This is a genomic window from Rhodococcus sp. NKCM2511 (assembly GCF_014905595.1).
Taxonomy (GTDB): Bacteria; Actinomycetota; Actinomycetes; order Mycobacteriales; family Mycobacteriaceae; genus Rhodococcoides; species Rhodococcoides fascians.
In genome coordinates, this window is the sequence record NZ_BNHJ02000001.1 from 1,897,396 (window position 1) to 1,911,227 (window position 13,832).

General features: G+C 63.8%; 12 protein-coding genes. 7 read left to right on the plus strand and 5 right to left on the minus strand.

All coding sequences use genetic code 11. The annotated features are described in order from the left end of the window. Positions 1-99 precede the first annotated feature (99 nt). From JLZ96_RS08645 to JLZ96_RS08655, 3 genes are read left to right on the plus strand one after another with little or no spacing between them, the layout of a single operon-like run. On the plus strand, positions 100-1,089 hold the full coding sequence (locus tag JLZ96_RS08645; RefSeq protein WP_032366791.1) for a tripartite tricarboxylate transporter substrate binding protein: 990 nt from the start codon (positions 100-102) through the stop codon (positions 1,087-1,089). Further along, complete coding sequence (locus JLZ96_RS08650; protein WP_032366792.1) at positions 1,086-1,616, plus strand: tripartite tricarboxylate transporter TctB family protein; 531 nt, start codon at positions 1,086-1,088, stop codon at positions 1,614-1,616. The genes JLZ96_RS08645 and JLZ96_RS08650 overlap by 4 nt, the downstream gene beginning before the upstream one ends. A 16-nt stretch (positions 1,617-1,632) precedes the next feature. Further along, positions 1,633-3,138: a tripartite tricarboxylate transporter permease gene (locus tag JLZ96_RS08655; protein ID WP_032366793.1), complete on the plus strand. Its 1,506-nt coding sequence runs from the start codon at positions 1,633-1,635 to the stop codon at positions 3,136-3,138. A 97-nt stretch (positions 3,139-3,235) separates the two neighbouring features. Here JLZ96_RS08655 and JLZ96_RS08660 read toward each other — a convergent pair whose 3' ends face one another. Beyond that, positions 3,236-4,309, minus strand: coding sequence for an alkene reductase (locus tag JLZ96_RS08660; protein WP_201009857.1), 1,074 nt, complete (start codon positions 4,307-4,309; stop codon positions 3,236-3,238). A gap of 98 nt (positions 4,310-4,407) precedes the next feature. After that, positions 4,408-6,588, minus strand: coding sequence for a glutamine synthetase III (locus tag JLZ96_RS08665; RefSeq protein WP_027495760.1), 2,181 nt, complete (start codon positions 6,586-6,588; stop codon positions 4,408-4,410). Between the two features lie 195 nt (positions 6,589-6,783). On the opposite strand from JLZ96_RS08665, the gene JLZ96_RS08670 reads away from it, so the two are divergent. Both JLZ96_RS08670 and JLZ96_RS08675 read left to right on the plus strand, forming a co-directional pair. Continuing rightward, positions 6,784-7,251 (plus strand): SRPBCC domain-containing protein, encoded by a 468-nt coding sequence (locus JLZ96_RS08670; RefSeq protein ID WP_057473643.1) that lies wholly within the window; start codon positions 6,784-6,786, stop codon positions 7,249-7,251. A 21-nt stretch (positions 7,252-7,272) separates the two neighbouring features. Next, a complete protein-coding gene (locus tag JLZ96_RS08675; protein ID WP_057473642.1) occupies positions 7,273-7,710 on the plus strand; it encodes an SRPBCC family protein in 438 nt (145 codons plus the stop codon). Positions 7,711-7,741: 31 nt separating this feature from the next. On the opposite strand, the gene JLZ96_RS08680 is transcribed toward JLZ96_RS08675, so the two are convergent. Next, positions 7,742-8,581 carry a class I SAM-dependent methyltransferase gene (locus JLZ96_RS08680; RefSeq protein WP_057473942.1) on the minus strand — a complete coding sequence of 280 codons (840 nt, stop codon included), beginning with the start codon at positions 8,579-8,581 and terminating at the stop codon, positions 7,742-7,744. A 161-nt stretch (positions 8,582-8,742) separates the two neighbouring features. Between JLZ96_RS08680 and JLZ96_RS08685 the strand changes: the two genes are divergently transcribed. Next, entirely contained in the window at positions 8,743-9,630 is an 888-nt protein-coding gene (locus JLZ96_RS08685; RefSeq protein WP_032369126.1) for a DUF5996 family protein, read from the plus strand. A gap of 122 nt (positions 9,631-9,752) precedes the next feature. Then, positions 9,753-11,105: an MFS transporter gene (locus tag JLZ96_RS08690; protein ID WP_057473941.1), complete on the plus strand. Its 1,353-nt coding sequence runs from the start codon at positions 9,753-9,755 to the stop codon at positions 11,103-11,105. 85 nt (positions 11,106-11,190) lie between these two features. Here JLZ96_RS08690 and JLZ96_RS08695 read toward each other — a convergent pair whose 3' ends face one another. Together JLZ96_RS08695 and JLZ96_RS08700 are read right to left on the minus strand one after the other, a co-directional pair. Continuing rightward, positions 11,191-12,633, minus strand: coding sequence for an acyl-CoA desaturase (locus tag JLZ96_RS08695; RefSeq protein ID WP_094621564.1), 1,443 nt, complete (start codon positions 12,631-12,633; stop codon positions 11,191-11,193). A 24-nt stretch (positions 12,634-12,657) separates the two neighbouring features. Beyond that, the gene (locus JLZ96_RS08700) at positions 12,658-13,755 is read right to left on the minus strand and encodes a ferredoxin reductase (protein WP_052054647.1); all 1,098 of its coding nucleotides are present in this window, start codon (positions 13,753-13,755) and stop codon (positions 12,658-12,660) included. Positions 13,756-13,832 lie beyond the last annotated feature (77 nt).

Below are 13,832 nucleotides of genomic sequence, written 5' to 3' on the forward strand. Positions count from 1 at the left end.
CTCGAATCCACCGAAGATCGACCTCGATGTTGTGAACTGGACTAATCGGACAAACTGTATCTAACCTGACGCTGTGACACACCACACGAAAGGTCTCTGATGGCGATACCGCCCACGTTGCTTCGAACAGTCGGTGCCCTGGCGGTGGTGGGAGCGGTGACCGTGGCGGGTATCGACGCCGCTCGCAGTGCCAGCGGCTCCGATGCCCGAGCCAAACTGACACTGATCGCTCCGGCTGCTGCGGGCGGCGGCTGGGATCTGGTCGCCCGCGAGTCGCAGCAAGCGCTGCGCAGCGATGGCATCGTCAACAACGCGCAGGTGGTCAACGTTCCAGGGGCCGGCGGCACGATCGGCCTGAGCCAACTCGAGAACCTCAGCGGTCAGCCCACCACGGTGATGATCACCGGCACCGTCATGCTCGGCGGCATCGCGATCAACAACTCCGACACCACCTTGGCCGACACCGTGCCGATCGCCAAGCTCGCCGAGGACTTCGAGGTGTTCGTCGTCCCGAAGGACTCGCCGATCCAGAATCTCGAGGACATGATCGAGGCATGGCGAGCGAACCCCGGTGGCCTGCCGATCGGCGGCGGGTCGCTCGGCGGCATCGACCACATCGTGGCGGGCCAATTGGCCCAGGAAGCCGACATCGATCCGGCCGCAATCAATTACATCGCCTACTCCGGCGGCGGTGAGGTACTCACGTCGCTGCTGTCCAACACCGTCGGCGTCGCGGTCAGTGGATTCAACGACTTCCGCGATCAGATCGAAGCCGGCAACGTGCGTGCCCTCGCCGTGGCCGCGCCCGAGCCGCTCGAGGGATTCGACGTGGACACGTTCATCGAACAGGGCTACAACGTCGACCTCGTGAACTGGCGCGGAATCGTTGCGCCGCCCGGGATTTCGGACGAGGACCGGCAGACGCTCGTCGACATCGTCACCGAGATGGTCGAGACCGAGCAGTGGGCGACGGCCGTCGACCGAAACCGCTGGAAGGAATCGGTCGTCACAGGAGACGAATTCGGGGAATTCCTCGAGGTCGAGCAGGCACGTATCACCGGAATTCTGGAAGAGCTGGGGCTGGTATGACAACGACGACTCCCGACACCGCAACCTCCCGCTCCTTCTGGACGGGCCGTAGCGGCCTGATCGTTCCGGCACTGCTCGTCGCACTGGGCGCATTCCTGGTCTACGGAACCATCACGATGGATGTTCCTCCCACCGCCACCTCCCCTGGCCCGCAGGTCTTTCCGGCCATCGTCGCCGGCGGCTGCTTCGTGGTCGCCGTGTTGGTCACGATCCAACTCATGGTCAAGCCAGACGTCATCGATCGCGGCGTCGACGACGACGGCGTGCCGCACACCGGTACCGTCAGCAACTGGCGAACCCTGTCGATCACCGTCGGATCGGTGGCAGTGTTCATCGCTCTCCTCGACCCGCTCGGCTGGGTTCTCGCCGGTGCCATCCTCTTCTGGGGTGTCTCGGTCGGATTGGGTGGTCGCCGTTACGTGTTCGACGCGGCAGTCGCACTGCTGGTCTCGAGCGCCGTCCAGATCGTATTCTCCGCGGGCCTCGGCCTGACCTTGCCCGGCGGCGTTCTCGCCCAGATCTTCTGACGGAGCTGAATTTCCGATGGATTCATTGAGTAATCTTCTCGACGGGTTCGGCACCGCGCTGACTCCGATGAACCTGGTGTGGGTGTTCGTAGGCGCACTGCTCGGCACCGCCGTCGGCGTGCTACCCGGACTCGGTTCTGCTATGGCGGTGGCGCTTCTGCTGCCGGTCACGTTCACTCTCGACCCCACCGCGGCGCTGATCATGTTCGCCGGAGTGTATTTCGGCGGCCTGTTCGGCGATTCCATCTCGGGCATCCTGATGAACACCCCCGGCAACAGCACCGCCATCGCCGGTACGTTCGAGGGACATCGAATGGCCAAGAACGGCCGCGCCCCACAGGCTTTGGCGACCTCGGCCATCGCGTCGTTCATCGGTGGCATGATCGCCACGACCTTGGTCGTGTTCTTCGCACCGACGCTTGCGGCGCTGGCGACCAACTTCGGACCCGCCGAATATCTCGCACTCGCGGTGTTCGCGTTCATCGCCACTTCGGCGGTGGTCTCGGACTCCGCCCTCAAAGGTCTGACCGCACTGCTGATCGGTCTCACTTTGGCCGTGATCGGTATCGACGGTCCGTCGGGGGCTTCACGATTCACCTTCGAGGTACCTGCCCTGTTCGACGGCATCCACATCGTCGTCATCACCGTCGCGATGCTCGCCCTCGGTGAGGTCATCCACATCGCGTCGAAGATCGGGCGGCCCGAGGATCGGTCGTTGATCAAGTCGCAGGGACGACCGTGGCTGAGCAAGGCGGAGTTCCGCGAAGCACTCCCGGCCTGGCTACGCGGGACGGCATTCGGTGTGCCGTTCGGCGTCATACCAGCAGGCGGCGCTGAGGTGCCGAGCTTCCTGGCGTACGGCACCGAGCGTCGGCTCGATCGTAAACGCGAGAAGCCGATGTTCGGCAAAGGTGCCATTCGTGGTGTGGCAGGACCCGAGGCGGCCGGAAACTCCACGGCCGGTACGGCCATGGGAGCGCTACTGGCGTTGGGTCTACCGACGTCCGCCACGGCGGCGATCATGCTCGCAGCGTTCCAGCAGTACGGTATGCAACCCGGACCGCTCCTGTTCGAGCGCAGTGGAGACATCGTCTGGGCCCTGCTGGCCAGCCTCTTCCTGGCGATGATCGTGCTGCTGATCCTCAACCTGCCGTTCGCACCACTGTGGGCGCAGCTGCTGAAGATCCCGAAGAACTACCTGTACGCGGGTATCTCGGTGTTCGCCGCCCTCGGCGTTTATGCGTCCAGTGCGTCGATCGTGGATCTGATCTTCATGCTCGGGCTCGGCATCGTCGGATTCATGATGCGGCGCTACGACATTCCGCTCGCACCGGTGTTGATCGCCGTGATCCTCGGCCCACTCGCCGAGGAATCACTTCGACGCGCGCTGGCCGTCAGCGAGGGCGACCCGTCGATTCTGGTCAGTAGCGGCATCACCATCGTGCTCTACGCACTGATGATCATCGCCGTGGTGTTCTCGATCGTCAGCAAGATCCGCGCCCGCAAGACCGCCGACTTCTGAGTGCCCTCCGCGCAGTGGTGTGGCTCTGTTCTCGGGTCGTTCCGCAGGCTTCACTCCTGCGCGCCCGCAGGCGCATAACCACACCACTGCGAAGCACTCAGTGCTGCAGAGCCGGGTAATCCGTGTAGCCCTTGGCACCGTCGGTGTAGAACGTGCTCTGGTCCGGCTCGTTCAGCGGAAGATCCTCACGCCAGCGGTACGCGAGATCGGGGTTCGCGATTGCCGGACGTCCGACCACGATGGCGTCGCCGACGTTGTCGTCGAGCAGCGACAGCGCTTCGTCGCGAGTGGTGATCTCACCGAAGCCGCTGTTGACGAGCACGGCACCACCGAACGCCTGCCGCAGATCCTGTACCAGCTCGCCCGACGGATCCTTGTGCAGCACACTGAGGTACGCCAGACCCAACGGCGCGAGCCGCTCGACCAGCGCGCGGTAGGTGGCACGCACGTCGTCGGAGTCCGTCTCGAGCGCATCCTGAATGTTGTGCTCGGGCGAAATGCGGATGCCGACCTTGCCGGCTCCGAGTGCCGCGGCCACGGCCTCGACCACCTCGGCCACGAACCGCGCCCGGTTCTCCGGCGAACCGCCGTACTTGTCGTCACGCTGGTTCGAGGCGGGCGAAAGGAACTCGTGCAACAGGTAACCGTTGGCACCGTGAACCTCGACGCCGTCCATACCGGCAGCGACCGCATTCTTCGAGGCCTGTACGAAATCGGCAATCACCGAGGGCAGTTCGTCCTCCCGCAGTGCACGCGGGGTGGGGTACGCCTTCTTTCCCTCGTACGTGTGAGTCTCGCCGTCGATGGCGATGGCACTGGGGCCGACGACCTCACGGCCACCCGTCGTCGCCTCGTGGGTCACGCGCCCGGCATGCATCACCTGAGCGAAGATCAGCCCGCCGTCGGCATGCACTGCGTCGGCCACATTGCGCCACCCCTCGATCTGCTCGTCGGTCACCAGACCGGGCTGACCGGGGAAGCCCTGGCCCGCATGGCTCGGGTAGGTGCCTTCACTGACGATGAGACCGAGGGACGCCCGCTGCTTGTAGTGCTCGACCACCAGCGGACCCGGCACTCCGTCACGTCCTGAGCGCACCCGCGTCAGCGGAGCCATCACCAACCGGTTGTCGAGCTTCAGGTCACCGAGCGTCAACGGGGAAAACAACTTCATGGTTCTCTATCTCCTTACGAGTGCGTGCACAGTACTTGCCACTGATCACTCGAACGACCGAGATCCATGAAGCTATTCCGATCCGAGACATTGCTCACTCACAGGATGTACAGCATCTCCTGGTACGTCGGCAGCGGCCAGAGATCGTCGGCCACCATTGCCTCGAGGGTGTCGGCCGCAGAACGGACAGCCGCCATCGCAGGCAACAGTTCGTCCTTGGCGTGGGTGGCCTCGGCCAGAGCGTCGCCGCCCGGATTCGCTTCGAGGGCGGTCTTCAATGTCGCCAACGCTGCCCGCAGCTCCGACAGTGGAGCCGAGACTGCGTGCAGCGCAGTCATGTCCACGTCGTCGACGCCCGCGCCCTTGAGCGCACTGACGTTCTGCGCCAATTCCGTCTGGTAGCGCAGTGCAGCGGGAAGGATCGATGTCTGACCCATTTCCAGCGTCAACCGCGCTTCGACGAACACCGTCAACGCGTACTGCTCGAGCCCGATTTCGTAGCGCGAGTGCATCTCTCGGTGGTTGAACACCTTGTACTTCTCGAACAGTTCCATCGCCGACTCGGAAATCAACTCCGGCAACGCGTCGAGCGTCGTACGCAGGTTCGGTAGGCCGCGTGCCTCGGCCTCGATCTGCCAGTTGTCGGAGTAGCCGTCGCCGTTGAACACCACCGCGCCGTGTTCGGTGATGATCTCGGTCAGCAGATTCTGCACGGCGGTGTCGAAATCGGTGCCGTCAGCGACGGCCGCTTCGAGGTTGGTCGCCATGTAGTCGAGCGCCTCGGCCATGATCGTGTTGATCGTGACCATCGGGCCGTTGACGGTCTGCATCGAACCGGGGGCGCGGAACTCGAACCTGTTGCCGGTGAAGGCGAACGGGCTGGTTCGGTTGCGGTCGCCGGGATCGGTCGGCAGTACGGGCAGGGTGTCGGCACCGATCATCATGGTGCCCTTGCCTTTCGAGGATGTGGCTGCGCCCTTGGCGATCTGGTCGAACACGTCGGCGAGCTGATCGCCGAGGAAGATCGAGATGATCGCGGGCGGAGCCTCGTTGGCACCGAGGCGGTGATCGTTGGTCGCCGACGCCACCGATGCGCGCAGCAGACCGCCGTACTTGTGCACCGCGCGGATGACGGCGGCACAGAAGACGAGGAACTGCGCGTTGTCGTGGGGGTTGTCGCCGGGCACCAGCAGCGATCCCAGGTCGGAGTTGCCGAGGGAGAAATTGACGTGCTTGCCGGAGCCGTTGACGCCCTCGAAGGGCTTCTCGTGGAACAGGCACTCCATGCCGTGCTTCTTGGCAATGGTCTTGAACGTCGTCATCAACAGTTGCTGGTGATCGGCCGCGATGTTGCCGCGCTCGAACATCGGCGCGATCTCGAACTGTCCGGGTGCTACCTCGTTGTGCCTGGTCTTGGCAGGAATGCCGAGCTTGAACAGCTCACGCTCGGTGTCCATCATGAAGCCGAGCACGCGCTCGGGGATGGCACCGAAGTAGTGGTCGTCGAATTCCTGACCCTTGGGCGGCTTCGAGCCGAACAGGGTGCGACCTGCATTGAGCAGGTCGGGACGGGCCAGGAAGAAGTGCCGGTCGACGAGGAAGTACTCCTGCTCCGGGCCACAGAACGAGACGATGTTCTCGATGTTCTCGTGTCCGAACAGCTTCAGGATGCGCTCGGCATGTCCGCCCATCGCCTGCTGCGAACGCAACAGCGGCGTCTTGTGGTCGAGGGCCTCACCGGTCATCGAGACGAACACCGTCGGGATACACAGGGTGTTACCGTTCGGGTTCTCGAGGACGTACGCCGGGCTGGTGACGTCCCAGCCTGTGTATCCGCGTGCCTCGAACGTGTTGCGCAGGCCGCCGTTGGGGAAGCTCGACGCGTCGGGCTCGCCCTGAATCAGCGTCTTGCCTGCGAATTCGGCGAGCGCACTGCCGTCACCGACGGGATCGAAGAAGCTGTCGTGCTTCTCGGCCGTCAACCCCGTGAGCGGGTAGAAGACGTGCGCGTAGTGCGTTGCGCCCTTCTCCAGAGCCCAGTCCTTCATCGCCGACGCCACCGCGTCGGCCACCATGGGGTCGAGCTTCTTGCCCTTGTCGATCGTGGCCATCACCGACTTGAAGACCGACTTGGGCAGTCGCTTCTGCATGACGACCTTGCTGAAGACGTTCTCACCGAATATCTCGCCCGGCTTCTCGTCTCCGACGAAGCTGACCGCAGGCGGCACGTACGCCTCGACGTCTTTGATCGCCTGCAGGCGGACGGTATTTCCACTCATGGCTACCCCTTGGCAAGGTGCGCTCCGCACCTGGTGTGTGCGGAGTCCGACTCGGCGACTGTACGAATGCCTCGTGGCGGTGGTGTTTCGTCGCTGTGTCCACTGCAATGCAAAACCGTCGGAAGGCAGGAGTTTCCTTCCCCGCAGACGGGGGTAACTGCGTAGCCAGCGTAATCAACCGGAAAGCGTGGCCCCATGACCGACGAACTGACCGTCCGCCGCGTGATCGACGCTCCTCCCGCCTCCGTCTTCACCGCGCTCGCCAATCCCGAGGTCCAGGCCGCGGTCGACGGCTCGGAAATGCTCCGCGGCGCGATCGATCCGACGCCGCTGAACGCGGTGGGCGACACCTTCGCGATGGATATGTATCAACCGGAACTGGGCGAGTACGTCATGGAGAACACCGTGTTCGTGTTCGAGCAGGACCGACGCATCGGTTGGATTCCCAATCGCCAGGGCATGGAACCCCGTGGCACGCGGTGGTCCTGGGAACTCGAGGAGGTCGCCCACGACAGGACAGCGCTGACGCAGGTCTACGACTGGTCCCGCGTCACCGATCCGGAGTTTCGAAAGATGGCCGGCTTTCCGAGGGTGACCGAAGAACAGATCGTCGGCACGATGCGCCGTCTCGCAGAACACCTCGGCGTCACCGTCGAGAACTGATCCATCGAAAGAGAGAACCTCATGGTCGACGTCACCCGAACCTTCACCGCCGCTGTCGCGCTCGACAAGGCCGCGGCATTCCTGCGCGACTTCTCCAATGCGTCGGCGTGGGATCCGGGAACCGAGAGCTGCACCCAGGTCTCCGACGGCCCGGTGGCCGTCGGAACGCAGTGGCACAACGTCTCGAAGTTGTTCGGAGTCACCACCGAACTGACGTATACGTTGGTCACCGACGAGCCCGATCACGTCGTGCTCGAGGGGAAGAACAAGACGGCAACCAGCGTCGACGACATCACGCTGACAGCCGAGGGCCCCGCGTCGACCCGGATCGACTACCACGCGCACGTCGAATTCAACGGTGCGGCAAAGGTTGCGGGCCCGTTCCTGAAGGCGGGCTTCGAGGCAAAGGTCGCTCCGGAGACCGTGGAGAAGATGACCGCCGCGCTGGAAAGACTGTGACCTCGACGCTTCCGAGCTCAGTACCTCGAAGTCACTTTCGTTCCAGCGCAGGCTTTTTCGCGAGGACGGTGAAGTTGTCGGCCGCGGACTCGTGTCGGTCCGGCGCGATGCGTTCGCCGTCGTCGCCGTAGACGGCGATCAGTTCGAGGCCTGCGCCGGCCACCAGAGTGCGGACGTCGTCGAGGGTCGAGAAGTGCATGACGAGTGCGAATTCGTGGGCTTGCAACGGGGCCAGAGCCCACGATCGGTGATCCTCGGCTTTCGACCGATTGACGAGCCAGTTCCGCACACCGCGCACCTGCGCAGACGGATCGAGCAGACGACGTCCGACGGCGACGAGAAGTGCTCGCAGCGAGAACTGTGGCCGAGTCGTCGGTCGCCGTAACTGAAACGGGCTCTCCAGATACGACCGGCCACCTCGATTGAGCGTCGAGAAGACCACGACGCCTGTCTCGTCGGTCACCCGCGCGAATTCGGCCAGTACGCGGCGGCGTTGCTCGTGGGCCACGGTATCGAGTCCGTTGTTGCTGAAGACGACCAAGCCGAACTCACCGTCCTCGAACGCCGCCAGGTCACGAGCGTCGGCGACGTGCGCAGGCAGATCGGGAAAATTCTTCCGGAAAGCGTCGATCATGTTGGGGGCGTAGTCGATTGCCACGTAGCGGTCGGAAAGCAGTCGCAGCAGCGGCGTGGTGCGGCCGCTCCCCACACCCACGTCCAACACCGGAACCCCGCGGGCCAGGTCTGCGGCGGCGACCAAGGCTGCGGCCTCACCGCGATCGAGAAATCCGTCGGTGGGTCCCATGAATTCCACGTACGTGGCGGCGACCCGAGCATCGTCGAAAACACCCCGGTTGGAGTCGGTGGACAACTCGGACACCTCCCCGTTCACGAGCTGCGGACGTACCGCAACTGCCGACGACCGTACCGACGAACCCTGAGGCGCGCCTGAGGTGCTGCCCCGGTGTCCCGGTGTCCCGGTGCCCCGGCACAGGTATGGTCTGGTTCCCCTCGTCCGTGCATCATCGACATATGACGAATTCGTACGACGCGTGGCCCGAACTTCGAGTCGACAGCTGGGCGGACACTCGCGACACGGTGCAACTGTGGACCCAGATAGTCGGCAAGACCCGAATGGCGTTGTCTCCCCCGCTCAACCACTGGTGGGGAGTTGCGCTGTACGTCGACGCGTCGGGCCTGACGACGTCGCTGATGCCGCTCGGCGATCGAGGCCTCGAGATTCGCTTCGACTTTCTCGCACACCAGTTGATCCTCGCCACCACCGATGGCGAGCGCCGAACCATGAGGCTCGAGCCTCGAACCGTTGCCGACTTCTACGCCGAGTACACCGATCTGCTCTCCGGGCTCGGCGTGGAGGCTCCGATCGTGGCAGTGCCGGTCGAACTGCCACACGCGACACCGTTCGCCGAGGACGTCGAGCACGCGTCGTACGACGCCGATGCCGTCCAGAAGTTCTGGCGAGCGCTCGTCAGCGCTGATCGGGTGTTCTCGGAGTTTCGAGCCGGCTTCCGCGGCAAATCCAGCCCGGTCCACTTCTTCTGGGGCGCTTTCGATCTCGCTGTCACACGATTCTCCGGAAGGCCTGCACCACAACATCCCGGTGGTGTTCCGAACTGTCCCGACTGGGTGATGCACGAGGCATACAGCGACGAGGTGTCGAGCGCCGGGTTCTGGCCGGGCGGGGCCGCGGAGGGCGCGTTCTACGCGTACGCCTACCCGAACCCGGACGGCTACGACAGTCATCCGGCCGTCACCGCCCCCGCGTACTTCGATCGTGATCTCGGCGAGTACGTACTTCCGTACGAGTCCGTCCGCACCGCCGAGGACCCCGACGCACTTCTGCTCGCCTTTCTCGAGAACACCTACCGCGCTGCCGTCGAGACCGCCCACTGGGACTAGCTCGGGTGGGGGCGGTCATCGTTCCCCCCATTCGGGGGTACCCCACGGGTGACCCGGATCACTACCGTTCGTCGCATTCGGTATCGCACATATACCCGATACCCGACAAAAACGGAGGAACCATGACCGCTGTCTCGCCCGAGGATCCGGGCGTCGCCACTCCGACCCCACCGGCGGTGCAGACGAAGACGAGCGTCCGCCGAGTAGCGGTTGCCAGTGGCATCGGCACCACGATCGAGTTCTACGACTTCTTCATCTACGGCACTGCCGCCGCACTCGTCTTCCCCACGATTTTCTTCCCGGCGCTCGGATCGACCGCAGGCACCGTGGCGTCGTTCGCGACGTTCGCCGTCGCGTTCATCGCCAGGCCCGTCGGTGCGGTGCTGTTCGGCCACTTCGGCGACCGCATCGGTCGTAAGAAGACCCTGATCTCGACCCTGCTGTTGATGGGCGTGTCCACCTTCGCGATCGGTCTACTGCCCGGCGCAGCCACCATCGGAGTCGCAGCCCCGATCATTCTGGTACTGCTCAGATTCGGGCAGGGATTTGCCGTCGGCGGAGAGTGGGCGGGTGCCACGCTGCTCACTGCCGAGTACGCACCGGCCGGCAAGCGTGGGTTCTATGCGATGTTCCCGCAGCTGGGACCCTCGGCCGCGTTCATCTTCTCCAGTGCGACCTTCCTCGCCACCGGCCTGCTGTTCGGCGACACCAACGAGACCTTCCTCAACTACGGGTGGCGAATTCCGTTCCTGCTCAGCGCTGTTCTGGTCCTCATCGGCCTCTACATGCGGTTGGCCATCGAAGAGACCCCGGTCTTTCGAGCCAACAAGCTCGCCGAAGAGCACGCTCCGGCGAACTCGGCACCGACCAAACTGCCGATCTTCGACGCATGGCGCATCCAGAAGCGCGAAATCATCACTGCGGCAGGCGCTTTGGCGTCCCTCTTCGCCTTCTTCTACATGGGGACCGCATACCTGACGAGCTACGGCACCAAAACCCTCGGGTTCGACCGCCCGTTCGTGTTGGTTACCGGGATAGGCGCTGCGGTGATCTTCGGTATCGCCATCGCTACCTCGGCAACCTATTCCGATCGCGTCGGCCGACGTCGGGTCATCATGGCGGCGTGCATCGTCGCGGTGCCGTGGTCGATAGCACTGTTCCCCTTGCTGGACTCGGGCTCACCGGTCGCGTTCGTGATCGGCATGTGCGTGACGCTCGCGATCTTCGGTGTTGCGTACGGCCCGACCGGAGCTCTGCTTCCGGAGCTCTTCCAGACCCGATTCCGTTACACCGGAGCAGGTTTGGGCTACAACCTCGCCGGCGTTCTCGGTGGCGCGATTCCGCCGATGCTTGCCGCACCGCTCGCGGCCGCGTTCGGCAGTATCTCGATCGGCGTGATGCTGGCTCTGCTGTCGGTGCTGAGTCTGGTCTGCACCAAGAGACTGATCGAGACCAAGGATGTCGACATGGCGTAAGGGCCCACAACCGACACACACAAAGAACCGCGGCCACCCGGAAGTCGGGTGGCCGCGGTTCTTGTCAGCTGTCCTGGAACGAGACTCAGTCGTCGCCACGGGGCGGCGGCTGAACGTCGACGCCACCGGAGTTGTGCTCCGGTCCCGCCGCGGGATGCTCGGCCGGTACGCGACCGCGAGTCTTGGCGGCCTCACTGTCCTTGGTGGCACCCTCGGCGAACTTGCGACGCCAGCTCTCCTCGGGACGGTAGGGGCCCGGCTTCGGCCGAACCTTGCCACCCGGGAAGGCCAATCGCGCGATGGTCCGCTGGACCATCCCCCACTGCTGAAAGAACGGCCCGGTGTTGTAGGGCAATTCGTAGCGCTCGCAGATGTCCTTGATCTTCGGCGCGACGTCCGAGTATCGAGTGCTGGGCATGTCCGGGTACAGGTGGTGTTCCACCTGGTAGCTCAGGTTGCCGCTCATCAGGTGGAACAGCGGTCCGCCGTCGATGTTGGCGGCGCCCACCAGCTGACGCACGTACCATCCGCCGCGGGTCTCGTTCTCCACCTCTTCCTGGCTGAAGGTGTATGCCTGATCCGGGAAGTGACCGCAGAAGATGATCGCGTTCGACCAGACGTTGCGAATGATGTTGGCGGTGAAGTTGGCGGCAACCGTCGAGAGGAACGTGCTCTCGACACCACTGACCCGACTGTCCAACAGGGCGGCCGTCCGGCGGTTCTTGCCGAAACGCGCGGATCCCCGCAGCTTGGACGCGAGGCGAGACCTCTTGCTCTCGGGTAGACGACCACCCGAGGCGAGCTGCGCCACCGCGAATGCCCCGGCACTGATCAGCGGCCAGCCCACGTAGTCCTTGACGAACTGCTTCCGTGCCTTGACGCCGATGCCCTTGAGGTCCTCGACGAGCTCCTTGACGGGCTTCTCTCCGCGACGGATAGCCTCGATGTCGAGATCGTGCAGGGCGACGCCCCACTCGAAGAACGCCATCAGCAGCACGTTGTAGAACGGCTGGGCCAGGTAGACAGGGCTCCACTTCTGACGTGGATCGATACGCATGATCTCGTAGCCGAGATCCTTGTCCTTGCCGCGAATGTTCGTGTACGTGTGGTGCACGTAGTTGTGGGAGTGCTTCCACGAGTTGGCGGTGGACGCGGTGTCCCAGTCCCACACGGAGGAGTGGATTTCCGGATCGTTCATCCAGTCCCACTGGCCGTGCATGACGTTGTGGCCGATCTCCATGTTCTCGAGGATCTTCGCGATGCCGAGGCATGCGGTGCCGGCCAGCCACGCCGGCTTGCTGGTGGAGCCGAGCAACAGCACGCGGCCGGCAACCAACAGCTGACGCTGGGCTGCGATCACCGAGGTGATGTACTTGCGGTCCTTGTCACCGAGGCTGGAGTACACCTCGTCGTGAATGGCGTCGAACTCCTTGGCGAGTTCGGCGATCGTCTCGTCACTCAGGTGCGCCAGCGGGTTCACCGGCTCATCGGTGTCGGTGACGCGCCTGGTGGTTTCGTCGATAGACATACATTCCCCTGTTCGAATGGAAGATCAGAGTTCGATTTCGATGTCGCCCTCAGCAGTGTTGACACAGATCCGAACCGCTTGCCCCGTAGGTTCGGAGATATCCCCGTTACGTAGGTCACGTAAACGCCCCTTCCTCAGGGTACCTACGCACGTATGGCAGATGCCGATTCGGCAGCCGTACGTCAGATCCAGGCCGGCTTCCTCGCCCGCGGCGAGAATCGTTGTGCCGCCGTCGCACTCGACGTCCTTCTCGCTGTTGACGAAGCGCACGGTTCCGCCCTCACCAGCATCGTCTCCACCGCCGATGACGGGCTGGAAACTCTCGTAATGGAAGCGTTCCGACTCGCCCTGGTCTTTCCAGTACGAGCGCAGATCGTCGAGATGCTCGCCCGGACCGGAGCAGAATGCTTCTCGCTCACGCCAATCCGGGACCAGTTCGTCCAGTTCCGACGCCTTCATTCGACCTTCGTCACTGGTGATGCGTAGCTTCACCGTCAGCCCGTCGTGCTTGGCTTCCAGTTCCTCGAGCGTGTCCGCGAACATCAACTGTTCACGGTTGTGCACCGAGTGCACCACGACCACGTCACGGACCTGGTCGTGATGATCCAGGGATCGCAACATGCTGATGATCGGCGTGATGCCACTGCCGGCGCTGATGAACACCATCTTGTCCGGAACCGGACTCGGAATCGTGAACTCACCCTCGACCTCGCTGAGCCGGACGATGTCGCCGGTTCTGATGGTGCCCACCAGATACGGCGACACGGTCCCCGACGGCACGAGCTTGGGACTGACGCTGACCAACCCGTCCTCGGGGTCAGGATCGGACGTGAGGGAGTACGCCCGCCAGTGATAGCGGCCGTCGATGAGCACCCCGAGCCGTACGTACTGGCCCGGCGTGTGGCCCTGCCACTCGAAACCGGGACGGATGTACACCGACACGGCCTCGGATCCCTCGGGAACCACACGTTCGACTTTGCCGCGGAGCTCACGAGTGGTCCACAGCGGATTGATCATCGACAGGTAGTCGTCGGGCCGGAGCGGATTGAACAACGACCGGACTGCGCGCAGCATCGTCCGTCTCACAAAAGAAACCTGGGGCTTGGCCCCCCGTTCAGCCATACTCAACGGTAACCCCGGGCGGCCTGCCGCGCGCCGGAATTGCTCAGACTCGAATGAGACTGCTACACAACATGAAC